Source organism: Actinomycetaceae bacterium MB13-C1-2 (assembly GCA_035621235.1).
GTDB lineage: Bacteria > Actinomycetota > Actinomycetes > Actinomycetales > Actinomycetaceae > Scrofimicrobium.
Genome location: CP141731.1, coordinates 191,580 through 208,055 on the forward strand (window position 1 = coordinate 191,580; position 16,476 = coordinate 208,055).

Genomic DNA, 16,476 nt, shown 5'->3' on the forward strand with positions numbered 1-16,476 from the left:
GCTCAGACATAGCTCTAACCGGCATCAACGGGGAGGTGTGGCGCGTGTTCACGACGAGCCTGAGCCTCCCAGACCGGCTCGAAGACTCAATCTGCTGGACCAGAAACCCGGGAATTGCGCGAAGGAGGGGAGATCGAGCATCGGCTCTCCCCCCTGCCGAGGTGGAGCTCTGGCGCCACTCCAGAAAATCGGCTACAGAACCAAGAACCCCAAAATCGCACTGGCCAGCGCACCTACTGCGAGGACTGCCTCTACCACTACGGATTCCTTACGTTTTGCGTGTGTGTAGACCGCTCCAAGCATGACGACCGTCAAACCAACGGCCGCAAGCGGGGTCAGAATTGGGGCGATACCACTGGCCATAGGGGCGATGAGTCCGATAGCGCCAAGAATCTCAAGCCATCCGATTGTCTTGATCATTCCTGGGGAAGTGTCTTCAGCCCAGCCCATGCCCGAGGCAACAAGCTTCTCGCGACTCTGAAAGGCGTGCATGGCGCCCGCCGCGAGAAATACGACGGCAAGAAGAACGTTAAGGATCCAAAGCGCGACTGTCATGATTTTCTTTCTGTTGTTGGATAGGACTATTTCTCGTGACTTGGGCGCCCTCGGCGCCACCGTCAACCAGCTACTTCGCGAACCGAGCCATAATCTTCTGTACGGGCGCTGTCGCGGTAAGAGGAAAGTACAGCTTGCTCAAAGCTGGCACAGAAACCTCGTGGGGGTGCCGTTTCTCTTGCATCCTCCAGAGCTTTTCCGCCAGTTCATCAGGATTCACCAAAGCCATATCCGGGAGTTTCTTGCCCGACTTCTCTAGCGTCTGATGAATCGCACTGTTCTCAATAAGGGACGAAATGTACATCCGCCCCACGAACACATTTTTTGGCTCTAGTTCCTTTCCCAGAGCCTGCAGATAGTTGCGCTGGGCAGCCATGGCAGGACCGGGCCCACTCATTTTTGGAACTCCTGTAAGAGCCGTTGCACCCTGTGCAGTGAGAATCGCTCCCCTACCGTTTTCCATCATGCTTGGAAGAAATTGCTGGACCAACTCGACGAGGGAAGTCAGAAGTATCGAAGTGGTGGCCTCGACCCTCTCGCCCGTCAGCTCGGTCGCGGGGACGAAAGTCATCTCAGGAGAAGTCGGTGCGTAGTAGATAACTTCAGGGTCACCAGCAACCTCACGGATCCTCTCGGCAAGGTCACCCATTTGCTCCGGCTTCGAGAGATCGGCCGCTACGGGATAGGCACGAATCCCGTACCTGCTGAGTTCGGCGGCAAGGGCGTCAAGCTTCCCCTGGGTCCTTGCAACTAAGACAACCTGGTAGCCCATCTGACCAAACTTCCTGGCAACGGACCGACCGAGTCCAGGGCCAGCGCCAAACACTGCAATTACCGGCATAATGATCTCTCCTTTCGGATATCTTGTTTCAAGTATCGGTACATTTGTACCGATAGTCAACACACGCTATCTTTGCTACTAGCGAATCCATTTATTCCTTTTCCCTGAGCTTGAACTAGGACGAATCCATGGCAACGAACGTGCGCGGTGAACAGCGGCGAGAACTCTTACTCAATGCTGCGGTCCGTGTTGTTGCTGGTGGCGGAGCAGGAGCTCTCACCCATCGGGCAGTCGCGAGCACGGCCGGGGTGTCCCACGCATCCGTCACCTACCACTACCCGAGCATCGCAGACCTGCGACGAGCGACGCTGACCTTCGCCGCAAACAAAGTCGGGCCGGAGTTCGCCGCTTCGCTTTCTTGTAATGAGGGCGGCACAGCAGTTCTCGAAGACCTTGTTAGCAGGTGGAGACAGATCGGACTGAACCACCGCGAAGAGTTCGTTACGCTTTTTGCTCTTCTCATTGAAGCCCTCTACGACGAGGACCTACGCGCGGACGTCGACGGACTATTCGCTCAACCGACTCAGGCACTCGTTGACGAAGGTGTTCCACTTCCGGCAGCCGAAACTATAATCGGTTCACTTATCGGCTCAGCCCTCATCGCCCTGGCTCGCAGTGAACCAGACGAAGCTCTCGGGCGATTTGATGCCGGAGTCGTAACCCTACTAGACGCGATGAGGAACGGCCTGTCACATGAGTAACCCCCGCCCGGAAACCACTCCTCCGCCACTACCTTGGATGGAGTGGCGTATCGGAGACCGCGTCGTCGTGCGATATCGCGAACCCGACGGGGTACACGATGCCCTCGGTACCCTACTAGAGCGCGAACCCGGTTACGTGGTGATCGAAGCTCGTAGAGGAAAAGTTCGAGTCGAAGCAAACACTATGATCACCGGCAGAAGGGTTACTCCGGTACCGCCGACAGCCTGAAACCCAAATGTGACGAGCCACGCTTCCGGTGCTATGCTCTAGCCTTCTTCTTCCTGGCAGCCAGCTTCGCGCGATCCTTCGCGTCGAGTGCGACCTTCCGAATACGCACCGCATCGGGAGTAACCTCAACGCACTCGTCCTCGGAGGCAAACTCCAAGGCCTCTTCTAGGCTCAGTTTGCGCGAGGGCGTCAGCGCCTCAAGAACATCCGCCCCGGCCGAGCGCATATTCGTCTGCTTCTTCTCTCGGGTCACGTTGACATCCATGTCTTCATTACGAGGGTTCTCACCAACAACCTGCCCCTCGTACACCTCGGAACCCGGCTCGATCATGAACGAGGCTCGCTCCTGCAACTGTGCCATTGCGTACGGGGTTGCTTGCCCCGGCCGGTCAGCAACCAGAGACCCGGTGGGTCGACTGGTGATCTCCCCCTGCCACGGCGCATATCCCTCGCCAATCGAAGACATGATTCCCGTACCGCGAGTATCGGTGAGGAATCGGGTACGGAAGCCAATGAGGCCGCGAGCGGGGACCAGAAACTCAAGGCGAACCCAGCCGGAGCCGTGGTTAATCATCGTCTGAAGTACACCCCTGCGAGTTGCAAGCAACTGGGTAACGGCTCCCAGGTGCTCCTCTGGAATGTCAACCGTAAGTAGCTCCATCGGTTCGTTGATCTTGCCGTCGATGACCTTGGTGACAACGTGGGGTTTCCCGACCGTCATCTCGTAGCCTTCACGGCGCATCTGTTCAACGAGGATCGCAAGGGCCAACTCGCCACGCCCCTGCACCTCCCAGGTATCGGGACGCTCGGTAGGGAGAACCTTGATCGATACATTGCCCACCAGTTCCCGTTCTAGACGGTCACGGATCTGGCGCGCAGTGACCTTTGTTCCCTTAACTCGACCAGCAAGAGGTGAGTCATTGATGCCGATAGTCATTGAGATTGCCGGGTCGTCGACGTGAATTGGCTCCAGCGGTCTCGGATCATCTGGATCGACAAGGGAGTCACCAATCGTGATCTCCTCGATACCGGCGACCGCGACGATATCGCCGGCCGTGGCGATCTCAGAGGGCTTACGGTCCAGGCCTTCAGTGCGTAAAAGCTCGGTGACCCGGACATTTCGGGATGTCCCGTCGTGACGAATCCACGCCACCTGATCACCCCGGTGCAACGTGCCGTTATGGACGCGCAGCAATGCCAGACGCCCCAGGAACGGGGATGCATCCAGGTTGGTGACTTGGGCTTGAAGTGGAGCACCCTCTTCATAATGCGGGCCGGGAATTCGTTCGAGCATCGTGCGGAACAGTGGTTCGAGGTCGCTGTCAGGAAGTTCCCCGTCAGGGGGCATATTGAGCGACGACATCCCCGCTTTTGCAGCCGCGTAGACGACTGGAACTTCAAGAATGGCGTCAACGTCAACGTCGTGTCCCTCGTTGATAAGGTCATCGGCGAGGGAGAGAAGTAGCGAAGTTGTCTCCTCCTGCACCTCAGCGATGCGGGAGTCAGGACGATCAACCTTATTGATTACCAGTACAACCGGAAGATCTGCGGCGAGAGCCTTACGGAGAACAAAGCGCGTTTGTGGCAACGGTCCCTCAGATGCGTCAACAAGTAGGACGACACCATCGACCATCGAAAGTCCGCGCTCGACCTCACCACCAAAGTCCGCGTGACCCGGGGTATCAATAACGTTGATGCAGACCTGGTCCGCCCCTGTTACTTCTTTAGCTGAAGGCCCTGCATAGTTCACTGAGGTGTTCTTGGCGAGGATTGTGATGCCCTTTTCCCGCTCAAGGTCTCCACTATCCATAACTCTCTCACCGGTCTTTTCGGTGGTCATGTGGGAGGAAAATGCTCCCGCCTGCCAGAGCATCGCGTCCACAAGGGTGGTTTTGCCGTGGTCAACGTGCGCCACGATCGCGAGGTTACGGATGTCAGGCCTTACCGGCATACAGGGTCCCATCGGGAAAGTCGTCGCGCCATAAGAAATGAGCGCGGGATATCGGGTCACTTCTACACTCAAGGTTAAGCCCGGTTAAGGCCTGGAATGGTGCGAGGTTTACCACCCGCTCACTCCTCCCCCTTCTGGGTTGCCAATCAGATAGGGGTCTTTTCCCGCCGTTTTTACGGCGTGTCTGACCCCTATCTGATTGGCAACCCAGAAGGGGGAGACAGGCCATACAGCGCCGGTCAGAAAGTGAAGCCCAAGATTAGGGCCGCGGCAATGGTTGCGATGAGTCCACCCAGTTGAAGGTAGTTCACCTTTGTGGTGACGCCCGTGAAAGGTCTGGTGTTCTCTGGCCCCACGTTCTGCGAAGACGTAGACGACTGCCCATATAGAAGCCGTTTCAGTGCCGATCTGGACTCCCAGCCCTCGATCTGGCGTCTAGTTGCCTGGTGTGTCGGATCTCGACGATCAGGGTGATCGATAAGAAGCTTCTCCTCCTCAATCAAACGCACCGCAACCGCAGGTTCAACTCGCATGGTCAAACGCGGACCGTTCTCGAAGTACAGTTCCGGGATGACGGGGGCTTCCTTTTGTCGGCTTGAGGAGAATCCGCCTCGCGCAGGAACTCCGGCACAGTAGATGCGCTTTGGCGGGGTGTCCGATCCACCGGTAAGGGGATACGAACCATAGTTCGGTTGCCGAGCCGAACGCACACCAGTCGGCACCTCGTCCGGAACTTTGGATTCTTCCTTAGACAAGGAAGGAACTGTCACCAAATACAGGCCGTAACTAGATTCTGCCTCCCGTAACGCGGCCCATCCCACCAGGTAAGTGCGGATGTGATTACGGACAGTTATCCCGGTCTGCTGGACCGTCACCGATGGCCAAGCCCAGAGGAACCATGTGAAGTAACAGAGCGCAAGTGCGATAGCCGCGGCGGCGATACCGCTGGCGGGACCATCGGAACCCCACACCATGACGACAAAAAGCAGGCCGAATGCGCCGACGACCACTGCGCCCACCTGACCGGTTCGTGATCGCAAGACAAGTTGATAGTTCACAACAAGAGCCTACACATACGCGCACAGGCAAACCTGCCGGGCCCCGAGCATCGACCGGTTAAGAATCACGACGACTTCACACCCCGAGCGGGCACACTCTGGACGGCACCGCTAGCCGAACGCACCGCGATTACTGGGCCACCGAAGATGGAGAGATCAAGAAGGATGAAACAAAGGACCCGAGTCCAGTCACGACACGCTCTCGCGTAGCCACGACCGGGCTCGGGCCCCTCAGCTTATTCAGCCAGGCGAAACGCTCTACTTCATGTAGCCGATGTTCTCAGCCTGAACGTTCGACAGACCGAATGCACCGAAGTTCGCGAGGTTCGCGGGTACCGCGGTCATTTCCATGCGCTGGTAAATCGGCAGAACCATGCCGTTCTCCCAGATCAGCTTGTCAACTTCGTTGGTCATCTCAACGCGCTTGTCGTGGTCGGGTTCAACAGCGATCTTTGCGGCCAGTTCCTCAATCTCTGGAACACAGACGTTAGCGAAGTTCGAACCGCCATTGCGACCAAAGTTGCCGTCGCCATTCTCACCACAGCTGTAGATCTGTCCGATGTTAGCCATCGGGTACGGGGTGCCCTGCCAACCGAATGCCACTACGCCAAACTTGCCGGGGAAGACGTACTCTTCCCAGAACTCATCAGAGGAGACGTTCTTGATGGTGACCTCGACCCCGATCTCAGCAAGCTGAGACTGAAGCAGTTCACCCTCGGTCTTCGAGGTAGAGATGTCAGGCATCATGACGTATTCCATCGTGAGCTTGTCACCAGCGTCGTTGGTACGGACAGTGTCGCCGTCCTTCAGCTTCCAACCGAGTTCGTCAAGTTCCTTCTGAGCGCGCTCCGGATCGTAGCCGAACTCAGAGCCGTTGTCCTGGTAGCCTTCTTGTCCCGGCATGAAGAAGTGGTTCTCAAGAACCAGATCAGCGGGGACCAGGTCCGGGATACCGGCGAGGTCGGCCTCAGTGATGGATGCACGGTCGACGCCGCGGCTGACAGCAACACGCACTGCGGGATCCGAAATGGCCGGGGTATCACCATTGAAGGTGAAGTGACGCCAGGTCAGGCCACCGGCGCGGCGAATCTCAGCGTCCGCGCGGGTCTCAGCCTGCAGGTACTGCTGGGCGTCGATGATGCCCTCGAGAACATCGACCTCACCGTTCGCGAAGCCTGCGGCAGAGGTAGCGGGATCAGCGGCGCGGAATGAGACCGAATCAAGCAGCGGAGCCTCACCCCACCACTTTTCGTTCGGCTCAAGGTAAACGGTCTGCTGAGCCTCGTCGACGCTCGCGAACTTGTAGGGGCCGGCCCACCACTTGTTGTCTGGGGTTGACCAAGCGGTATTGAATGTATCGGCATCCGAAACACCGCTGGCCGGGTACACCTCTGAGAGCGCTGCAGACCAGTCGGGGAAGACATCCTTGAAGTCGATCACAACGTCATACTCGGTGTCACCCTGAGAAACGGATTCCCAGTGGTCCCAACCATCACGGGATGCACACTCGAAAGCGGAAACCTCGCCGGCCTCTTCCTCAACCGCGTCCGTATCCTCGGTTGCGTCAGACTCAGCTACATCGCCCTCATCAGAAGCAACGCCGCAAGCCTTTCCGGTTGCCTCATAATCTTTCCAGGTGATCGGCGTATCGTCGCCCCAGATGGCCTTCTCGTTCAGGTGCAGGATGACCTGCTGCTTGCCGTTCGGCGCCTCATCCCCCACCTTCAGCTCGTAGTCCTTAACGTAGTTAGGATTCGGAACGAAGGATGCGTCAGCGGCGTAGATCCAGTTACGAACGCCGGTGAAGTTACCGATTCGGTTGTTGTCCACGTTGTTACCGGCCTGGTGAATTGGGTTCCAGTAGGTAGGCATTGCCGAGATCGTCTGGCGGAGTTCTCCGCCCTGAGCAAGCGCGTCGCGCGGCTGGGGGTTGATTCCCGGGTTGTCGCTGATGACTGTGTCGCCATCAGTTTCCAGCGCGCCTGCGTTATCGCCGCTCTGACCGCTTTGTCCGCCTCCGCTGGAGGAACAACCGGCTAGTGCCAGTGCCCCTGCGGCGGCAACTGCTGCGAGGCCATAGACCTTGCGTCGCATCAAATACCTCCAAATAGAGATTTACAGAAATCTTTCGGTCCAGCCCAAGGCGCAGACCTTGTTCGCCAGAAGCACGGCTTCAAGGGGCGAACATTGTGTTGGTCTCCATCACAGAGGAATCCCCGTGTGTGCCCACACAATCGAGTAAACATTAGACCAAGTGAGTGGCCCGGTCCCCTCCACCGGTAACTTTCGCCGCCGAAACGTAACCTAAACGATCAAAACTGAGAGCCGGGTTACAAGGCCCTATCCGAAATATGAGACTGCCCCGGCAGGCCATAAGGTCCAACTCGGGGCAGTTTCAGGTGGGTAAGAAACCTAATGTCCGGTCGCAGACTCGTTTCCTATATCCCGTGCAGAGTCGGTATGTCGCAAGGCAAGCAAAACGAAGACACCCCGGGGGTGCGGGCTCGCTGCGCAGGACAGGGGCCGATCTGCGGCACAGGACACTAGATCGCGACTGGATTTGCCTCCGGAGCAAGGATCGAGTTCGCTAACGAATCTGGCGCATCGTTTGGTGCGAAGACGTTAATGGACTCCGGGTAATGGCATGCAGTTACCAGGTCCACGCCCTCTGCCCGCGGGATCAACTCCGGGCTAACATCCTCGCACTTCTTCTGTTTATCGGCGGGGAGCATTCGGTAGAGAGGGCACCTAGTTCTGAATCGACAACCCGAAGGAGGATTGGCTGGCGAGGGGAGATCACCCGAGAGGATTATGCGACTCCTGGATCTCTCCAGTTCAGGATCGGGCACCGGGATGGCCGATAGTAGCGCCTGGGTGTAGGGGTGACGTGGATGTTTGAAAACCTCCTCAACGTCGCCGCTCTCCACAATCTTGCCGAGATACATAACCGAAACCCGATCGGCGATGTGCCTAACAACCGACAGATCGTGAGCCACGAAAAGGTAGGACAGCCCCAGCCTCGATTTAAGGTCATCCAGCAGGTTTATAACACCCGCCTGAATCGACACGTCAAGCGCGGAGACGGGCTCATCAAGAACCAGCAAGCTCGGCTCCAGTGCCAGTGCACGGGCGATACCGATTCTCTGTCGTTGCCCCCCAGAGAAGTGCCGCGGGTACCGGTTGAGGTGCGCTTTTTCCAGCCCGACTAGTTCAATAAGCTCGTTGACACGCTCACGCGTCTGCTTCTTTGAAAAACCGTTGTACTTGAGTGGTTCACCGATAATGTCTGAGATCGGCATACGGGGGTCAAGCGATGCCATTGGGTCCTGGAAGACTACCTGAAGGTCCTTACGAACCTCCTTCTTCTCTGAACGAGTGAGATGGGAGGTGTCATGCCCCAAAACGACAATGCTTCCGCCCTCGGGCTTAACGAGATCCAAAATCTCAAGGAGAGTCGTCGTTTTGCCACAGCCCGATTCGCCGACCAGTCCCATGGTTTCGCCAGACTTGATAGTGAAGGAGATGTCGTCGACCGCGTAGACGGTACCGACACGCCTCTTGAACACCGCGCCCTTCATTAGGGGGAAGTACTTCCGCAACTCCTCGACCTTCAGTACGTCCTCACGCAGATCGCGGTCGCGCCGCCCCGACTCGCGGTCGATATGACGCGGAATCGGATAAATGTCCTTATAGGTCCACTCATGCTCGCCGATCTCCGATGCCCTGATGCAGGCAGAGGTATGAATCGACCCGCCAAGTTCGCCGTGACTTAGCTCAGTGTCACCGGGCTGGCTGTCCTCTGTTCTTCGGTTGTCATCAGCTACCGGCAACAAGACTGGTTCGCCATTCAAGCAAGCTGCGGTCGCGATCGGACACCGCGGTGCGAACGGACATCCAGTCGGCTTCTTCAGCATCGACGGAGGGTTTCCATCAAGAGTGGCGAGCGCACTATCCGACTTCTCATCAGGACGAGGAAGGGCCCCCAACAGTCCGATCGTATAAGGCATGCGCGCACGGTAGAAGATATCGTTCACTTCGCCAAACTCGACAACGCGCCCCGCATACATCACCGCGACGCGGTCAGCGATTCCAGCCACGACGCCCAAGTCATGCGTAATCATGATGACCGCTGCACCGGTCTCTTTTTGAGCTGTCTTTAGCAGCTCAAGCACCTGCGCCTGGATCGTCACATCCAGAGCCGTCGTCGGTTCGTCGCAAATGATCAGATCAGGGTCATTGGCGATTGCCATTGCAATCATCACACGCTGGCGCATTCCGCCTGAGAACTCATGCGGGAAGGACTTGAAACGCACTTCAGGGTTCGGAATCCCGACCATCTCTAGGAGTTCCATGGCCCGTGCCTCAGCGTTGCTCTTGCTCAGCTTCTGATGAATTTGAAGGGCCTCAACCAGCTGATAGCCGATGGTGTAAACCGGGGTGAGGGCCGACAGCGGGTCTTGGAAAACCATCGACAAGACCTTGCCACGGATGTTCGACATGTACTCGTCGGAACGGCCCAGTATCTCCGTTCCGAACAGCTTGACAGAGCCCTCAACCTTGGCGTTGTCGTCCAGCAACCCCATGATCGCCATGGAGGTAACAGACTTGCCAGATCCCGATTCACCCACGATCCCCAGGACTTCTCCGTTGCCCAGTTCAAAGTTGATACCTCGGACTGCGTGAACTCGTCCGTCCTCTGACGGGAACGTCACGTGGAGGTCCTTGACCTCGAGCACCGGCTTGCCACTAGAGGGTTCTGGAAGCGCAGCGCTCTCAAATGGAAGCTTGTCTTTGCTTCGCTTGCTCATGCCTCTCCTCCTGACTGCGAAGTCGGGTCTATGGCGTCTCGGAGCCCATCTCCCATGAAGTTAATGAAGACCAGCATCAGGGTTAGCACTGTTGCCGGCGCTAGGAAGACCCATGGGAAGCTGGTCGCTACCTTTTGTCCCTCGGAAAGAAGGACGCCCAACGATGTCTCCGGTGACTGCACACCGAACCCGAAGTAGGAAAGGAAGGTCTCCATCATGACCGCTGAGACCACTCCCAGAGTGAAGTCGATGATCAGGAATGAGGAGACGTTGGGAATTATGTGGCGGGTGATCGTCGCGAACGAGGGCACGGACATGTACTTGGCCGCCCGGACGTAGTCCAAAGAGATAACTGAGAGCGTCATTGAACGAACAACACGTGCGGTCAGCATCCACCCGAAAGCCGCCAAAAGGAAAATCAGGGTCCAAGTCGCGCCTCTTGTGCCACCGAACTTCTGCGAGATGATCGCAATAAGCAGGAACGAGGGGATGACCAGAAGCAGGTCAATGATCCACAGGATCGCCTTGTCGTAGAACCTCCCGAAGAACGCGGCCGAGGCCCCAACCAGCGCCGCAACCGTCGTCTGGATCAAGGCAACGCTAATTCCAATGACAATCGACTTGCGCAGACCCTCGATTACTAGGGCAAACAGGTCTCGACCAGTCTGTCCGGTGCCAAACCAGTGCTCAGCGCTCGGTGGCTTCAAAAATGCGGCTTTATCAACGGTGGTGTAGTCCCATCTCGCAATGTAGGGACCCACGAGTGCAAAGAGCACAATGATTAGGAAACCTACCAGACCGATGACGGCGGTTTTCTGCCGCATAAATCGACGTATCACAAGCTGGGTGCGAGTGAGCGATGCAGGTTCACCAGTCACGGCTTCAGCCGCGGCCAACTCTTGGTCCTGGAGAGCCACAGCCACCGAAGGAGTCATACCCGCCTTGGGATCGGGATTGGCTGACGTTAGACCGTCAGGATCAAGTGGTAGTTCACCCGCAGGATCAGGCTGACTTGCACCAGTGTTGTAAGAGTCTACTTCTCGCGTAATCGCGTCATCTGAGAAGTCAGGGTGCGAGGGATCGCGCGGAGCCTCATTGAACTCCTCGTTCTCACGCATTTCGTCAAAGTTCTGCTCATTGTTTTTCGCCACTGTTCGCCCCTAACTAACTCGCACGCGCGGGTCAACGACAACAGTGAACACGTCTGCAAGCATCAGCCCCATGAACGTCATTGCCGCAGAGAACGCCACGACCGCAACCGTTCCGTTGATGTCGTGTCCCTGGATCGAGGTGACGGAGTAAATACCCATGCCATGCCATGCAAACAGTTGTTCGGTGACCGTCGCGCCAGTGAACAGTCCCGCGATAACGAATGCGAAGTACGTCGCCATAGGGACCAGCGCGGTGCGCAACGCGTGCTTACGCACAGCGGCAGACTTGCGCAGACCCTTCGCGCGAGCTGTGCGCACGTAGTCTTGGCCCAAAGTATCAAGCATCAGGTTGCGCTGATATCTGGAGTAGGTCGCAATGCCACCCAGTGACATGGTGATAGTTGGCAACAGCAGGTGTTGTGCGCGATTGATTATCTCTGCGCCGGGATAGCTACCGATCTTTCCAGTCTCGCCTATGAACTCGAAGAAGCTTGTTCCGGTGGCCTGGTTGAACTTGATTGCCAGGATCTGCAAGACCGTACCGATGACGATGGTCGGGGTGGAAATCACAATCAGTGCCAGGAGTGAGATGACACGATCAGAAACCTTGTACTGCCTAGTTGCGGTCCAGGCACCGAGCGCCACACCACCAATAATGCCAACGAACGAGCCGATGAAAATCAGGCGAACTGAAACCCAAATGCGAGTTGAGAGGATCTCATTGACGGACTTCTGTGCCGGGGTATAGCCCCAGTCCCAGTGAAGAACCACGTTCTGGAGCCAAATCCAGTAACGTTCCAGGACCGGCGTATCCGGGTTGATGTTTAGCCTTGTCAGCATTGCGTTAATCGCATCGACGTCAAGGTTGGGGTTGGTGAAGTCGAACGTCGCACGGGGATTAAGTGCGGTTCCCGCTAGGAAGTACGCCAGAGACACCGCGATGAACAGCAGAACCGTGTAGTTCAGCAGTCGTCGTAATAGGTAGCGATACATATGAAATAGTCTTTCCAGTCTTTCCTGCCGCCTGCAGTCGGCAGAAACTGCATCCAAAACCCTCTGGTTCAACAGATGGGCCTTTGTTGCTGGGTACTTACCCTACCCGCAACACAAGGAAACTACTGAACCCACGACACTCAAGGTGACGTATCAGAAAGTCCGCGGGCAAGAGAATTCTGTTGATAACCGTAGATAAGGCCACCCTAAGCTCCAATGGGTGACGCAATTGCGACGGTGAAGGTGGTAACTGCCTATCGGACTCTAAGACACTCTGAGCGGGCCTTTTGGTGTTGTTCTCGTTATCAAATCCACATGAACGATCCAACATGCTTAGCCAGACCTGGCAGACAATAGTGACGTGAGTAAGGACGGGGAAGATAACGAGGAGTGCTGCGAGCAACCCTACGGCTCCCCCTTCGCCCGGAACTCACAGGCATGGCGTACTCGCTCAGTGGTAGTGGGGATGGTACTAGCGACCATTGTTACTGCTCTCTCATTGCGGCCGGTCGCAACCGCTGTTGGCCCGGTGCTAAACGAGATCACCAACGGGCTGAGCTTAAGCGCCACCGATGCAGGTCTGCTAACGGCGTTGCCCGGACTCTGTTTTGCCGTCGTGGGTTTGCTAGCCAATCGACTCACCTCATGGGCCGGAATAACAGGTTCGTTGATCCTGGCTATGTCGGTGACTACGATCGGCATGTTCGTCCGTGTCGAAGCCGGTTCCTGGGGCTGGTTCCTGTTCTTCTCGATCTTGGCCATGGCCGGCGCTGCTATCGGCAATGTGGTGCTACCCGCGTATATCAAGGCCGAGTTTCCCCGGCGAGCGGCAGCCATGTCAACGGTTTACACCACTGCTCTGGCAGCGGGTTCGACCCTACCCGTCCTATTTGCCACCTCGATCAACCAGAGCATCGAGGCAACCTCGCCAGGTCGAGGATGGCGCATGGCGCTCGGTGTATGGGGAGTATTCGGCCTTGTCGCACTGCTGGTCTGGGCCCTCCTATATATAGGAGTACCGCACTTCCGTAGGCGCGGTGAAGTCACGAACCGTTCGGGTCACTGGTGGACGATGTTCCGCTCCCCCACCGCCGTAGCGCTAATGCTGTTCTTTGGGTTGCAGTCAATGCAGGCCTACATTCAGTTCGGCTGGGCTCCATCGGCCTATCGGGCAGGTGGCCTAAGCCCGGATGCGGCCGGAGTGATGATGACAATCATCGCCCTCTGCGGTATCCCTGGTGGTCTAATTATGCCCAGCGTTGTCGCGAGAAGAAGGTGGCTTCGTCCCTCCATTGTCCTTTTCGGGCTCCTGCTTGCCAGCGGATATCTGGGAATCGCATTTGCGCCCACGTTCCTCCCCTGGCTTTGGGCTCTCTGCCTGGGGGTTTCTGGTTTCTGCTTTCCGACAGCACTCGCATTGATCATTGAGAGGACGAGAACTGCGTCTGTCACCGCCACGGTTTCAGGTTTTGTTCAACCTGTCGGATACCTTCTGGCTGCTGCGGGCCCCTTTTTGGTCGGTGCGGCATTCGGAAAGGTAGGCAGTTGGCCACCAATCTTGGTTGTCCTAGCCTGTACCTCGGTGCTCTTGGTTGCATCCGGTCTGGTAGCAACCCGAGATCGTTTTATCGACAACGAACTGAGATAACTCCGCGAGTTGCCGATCTTCACTGTCTCCACTGACAAGTGTGTCAGTCTGGGAACGCAAACCGGCCGCTCAAATCGATACCAACGCACTCCCAAGCTGACACAAATGCGGGGCCATCTGAGCTCACGGATTCTGCCGACTTGTCGGCCACTAGTACGATTGTGACATGAGTATCTCTAACCTCGTCCCTCTTCCCAAGTCTTTCAAGTCGATCAACGGCCCGTATTTTCGAGCTGATACTGCAGCGGTCAACGGCGCGGATGAACTGGCGGCAATGATCGAAAGGGCCAAGCTCGCGATAGCCGGACCTGGAACTCCCGGTTCGGGGACGGGAATGATCGAACTGACCGTCGACCCCGAGTTTTATTCGGTCTATCCGGACCTGACGGATTCCATGGGAAAGCCGACGGAGGAAGCCTACCGAATCTCGGTAGGAGAGAACCTCGTACAACTCTCGGCCCCCTCGACCAAAGGCCTAGCACGCGCGATCGCAACGCTCACTCAACTCGTCGAAACAAACCGGGATGGCAGCCTTGGAATCCCGCAGTGTGTTGTTGAGGACGCCCCCAGGTACTCCTGGCGGGGGATCTCAATGGATGTTTCACGTAGCTTTTACACGATCGACGAAATGAAGACGCTGGTTGATCTGCTGGCGTTCTACCGCATGAACACGTTGCATCTGCATCTGTCGGACGATCAGGGGTGGCGCCTGGAGGTTCCGTCTCTGCCTCGCCTCACCGAGATCTCGGGAATGACCGCGGGCGAAGGTGGACGGAGCGGTTTCTACAGCACGGAGCAGTTCGCGGACCTGGTTCAGTACGCCTCGGATCATGGAGTCACTGTGATCCCAGAGTTTGATGTTCCAGGCCATACCAATGCAGCAACGCATGCGTACGGGGAACTGATGCCGGACGGGGAGCCGACTGACGCCTATGCGGGCACAAAAGTCGGATTCAGTAAGCTATACCCTGGCGTACCTTTCACCAAAGAGTTCATGATCGATGTCTTTGAAGTCGCAGCCCTTGCCGGTAACGGTGAGTACGTTCATATCGGGGGCGACGAGGCTCTTGAACAGAGCGCGGAAGACTACAAACTTCTAGTTGAGCAAGCGGCAGCGGCCGTTGCCCAGACCGGAAAGAAGGTCGTTGGCTGGCAAGAATCTGGTGGCGCTGAACTGCCTCCGGACTCAGTGGTGCAGTACTGGAACAGTAACGTCGATCCGGCTCCCGTTCTCGACGCAGTTGCAAATGGCCACGGCGTACTGATGTCACCGGCACCGCACGCTTACTTCGACATGATGTACAACGAATCGACACCCTATGGTCAGGACTGGGCCGGGCTGATCGAGCTGCCGAAATCCTATCTGTGGGATCCAGCTAAACAGCTGGCCGGTGTCGATGAGGAACACATTGTTGGGGTCGAGGCAGGAATGTGGACGGAACGGATTCGCACCCTTGATGAGTTGATGTACATGCTACTGCCCCGAATTCCTGCCCTCGCCGAGGTTGGTTGGACCGCGCAGGAGTCGCGAGATTGGGATGACTTCCGTTCTCGGATTGCTGACCATCCTGAGTACTGGGACAGCGCCGAACTGAGATGGCACCGCTCCCCGGAAGTTGACTGGAAGCACTAGGGCGTCGCCCCAAGCCCGCACTGGTTTGCCAATCACATCGGGGTCATTTAGCCGTGATTTCGCGGCGTGTCAGACCCTTATCTGATTGGCAAACCGCTTAGGGGAGGGCTCTAACACGCACCGAGAGGCAAGTAACGCAGCCTTCAAGCTTCTCAAACTCTGTCATGGGGGTCGTAGTAACGGTGTATCCAAGGTTGCGCAGTAAGTCCGCGGTCTTGGGCGCCGAAGCAGACATGACCAGCTCGGTATCGCTCAGACAAACGACTGCCGTCCCATGTTCCTCCGGGACCGGAAGGAAGCGTGGGAAGATCGCCGGGTTGTCAACGAAGTCCGGATAGCCAATTACCGTTCCATCTGGCAGTGCGGTTACCGCCGTCTTGAGGTGAAGAACCTTAGTTACGGGAACCGCCACAACCTCTGCCCCAAGGGGCGCGAGGATACTCCGCATCTGTGCGATCCCCTCGGCGTTGGTGCGACCACCGCGGCCAATGTATACGGTGTCTCCGACCTTCAGAATGTCGCCTCCGTCGACCGTACCGGGAGCCTTGATCTGATTGAGTGAGCATCCAAGCTCTGCCGCTACATCACGGGTCCCGTAAATCTCAGGCTTTCGGGAATCGGCTCCTGGCCTGGTCGAAACCGCGACGTTCCGAAACATGAGTACCGTATCCTCAACGAAAACTGCATCTGGACAGTCATCAGCCGGTGCCACTTCAATGGTCTGCCACCCATGCGCCTGCAGAATGGCAACGTAGGCCTCCCACTGCTGGATCGCAAGGGGAAGATCAACCTCGACCTTCTCAATGTTGTCAGTGAGTCCCTCGTTCAAACGGGGACCGGGGCGGCGAACCAAAGCGATTTTGGACATTAATGAGACTCCTATGATGACGACTACTCTATTGTGGCTA

Annotated in this window: 13 protein-coding genes; 4 read left to right on the forward strand and 9 right to left on the reverse strand. The window is 57.0% G+C overall.

From position 1 onward, the window contains the following. Positions 1-192: 192 nt before the first annotated feature. Both U6G28_00770 and U6G28_00775 read right to left on the reverse strand, forming a co-directional pair. The gene (locus U6G28_00770) at positions 193-555 is read right to left on the reverse strand and encodes a DoxX family protein (GenBank protein WRS30262.1); all 363 of its coding nucleotides are present in this window, start codon (positions 553-555) and stop codon (positions 193-195) included. A gap of 70 nt (positions 556-625) precedes the next feature. Further along, positions 626-1,396 (reverse strand): SDR family NAD(P)-dependent oxidoreductase, encoded by a 771-nt coding sequence (locus U6G28_00775; protein ID WRS30263.1) that lies wholly within the window; start codon positions 1,394-1,396, stop codon positions 626-628. Positions 1,397-1,524: 128 nt separating this feature from the next. Here U6G28_00775 and U6G28_00780 point away from each other — a divergent pair, with 128 nt between their 5' ends. Both U6G28_00780 and U6G28_00785 read left to right on the forward strand, forming a co-directional pair. Continuing rightward, positions 1,525-2,097, forward strand: coding sequence for a TetR family transcriptional regulator (locus U6G28_00780; protein WRS30264.1), 573 nt, complete (start codon positions 1,525-1,527; stop codon positions 2,095-2,097). Beyond that, on the forward strand, positions 2,090-2,326 hold the full coding sequence (locus tag U6G28_00785) for a hypothetical protein (GenBank protein ID WRS30265.1): 237 nt from the start codon (positions 2,090-2,092) through the stop codon (positions 2,324-2,326). The genes U6G28_00780 and U6G28_00785 overlap by 8 nt, the downstream gene beginning before the upstream one ends. A gap of 31 nt (positions 2,327-2,357) precedes the next feature. Here U6G28_00785 and typA read toward each other — a convergent pair whose 3' ends face one another. The 6 genes from typA to U6G28_00815 all read right to left on the reverse strand — a co-directional run bounded on the left by typA (position 2,358) and on the right by U6G28_00815 (position 12,287). Beyond that, complete coding sequence (gene typA, locus U6G28_00790) at positions 2,358-4,277, reverse strand: translational GTPase TypA (GenBank protein ID WRS31254.1); 1,920 nt, start codon at positions 4,275-4,277, stop codon at positions 2,358-2,360. A 239-nt stretch (positions 4,278-4,516) separates the two neighbouring features. Next, positions 4,517-5,335 carry a PH domain-containing protein gene (locus U6G28_00795; protein WRS30266.1) on the reverse strand — a complete coding sequence of 273 codons (819 nt, stop codon included), beginning with the start codon at positions 5,333-5,335 and terminating at the stop codon, positions 4,517-4,519. A 258-nt stretch (positions 5,336-5,593) separates the two neighbouring features. Beyond that, positions 5,594-7,429 (reverse strand): ABC transporter family substrate-binding protein, encoded by a 1,836-nt coding sequence (locus U6G28_00800; protein WRS30267.1) that lies wholly within the window; start codon positions 7,427-7,429, stop codon positions 5,594-5,596. 449 nt (positions 7,430-7,878) lie between these two features. Then, entirely contained in the window at positions 7,879-10,143 is a 2,265-nt protein-coding gene (locus tag U6G28_00805) for an ABC transporter ATP-binding protein (protein ID WRS30268.1), read from the reverse strand. Further along, positions 10,140-11,294 carry an ABC transporter permease gene (locus U6G28_00810; GenBank protein ID WRS30269.1) on the reverse strand — a complete coding sequence of 385 codons (1,155 nt, stop codon included), beginning with the start codon at positions 11,292-11,294 and terminating at the stop codon, positions 10,140-10,142. Before U6G28_00810 ends, U6G28_00805 begins: the two co-directional genes overlap by 4 nt. Before the next feature lie 9 nt (positions 11,295-11,303). After that, a complete protein-coding gene (locus U6G28_00815; protein ID WRS30270.1) occupies positions 11,304-12,287 on the reverse strand; it encodes an ABC transporter permease in 984 nt (327 codons plus the stop codon). Between the two features lie 361 nt (positions 12,288-12,648). Here U6G28_00815 and U6G28_00820 point away from each other — a divergent pair, with 361 nt between their 5' ends. After that, a complete protein-coding gene (locus tag U6G28_00820; protein WRS30271.1) occupies positions 12,649-13,935 on the forward strand; it encodes an MFS transporter in 1,287 nt (428 codons plus the stop codon). Positions 13,936-14,101: 166 nt separating this feature from the next. Beyond that, positions 14,102-15,568: a family 20 glycosylhydrolase gene (locus U6G28_00825; protein ID WRS30272.1), complete on the forward strand. Its 1,467-nt coding sequence runs from the start codon at positions 14,102-14,104 to the stop codon at positions 15,566-15,568. A gap of 97 nt (positions 15,569-15,665) precedes the next feature. Here the strand turns inward: U6G28_00825 and U6G28_00830 are convergent, their stop codons facing one another. After that, positions 15,666-16,436 (reverse strand): arginine deiminase family protein, encoded by a 771-nt coding sequence (locus U6G28_00830; protein ID WRS30273.1) that lies wholly within the window; start codon positions 16,434-16,436, stop codon positions 15,666-15,668. Positions 16,437-16,476 lie beyond the last annotated feature (40 nt).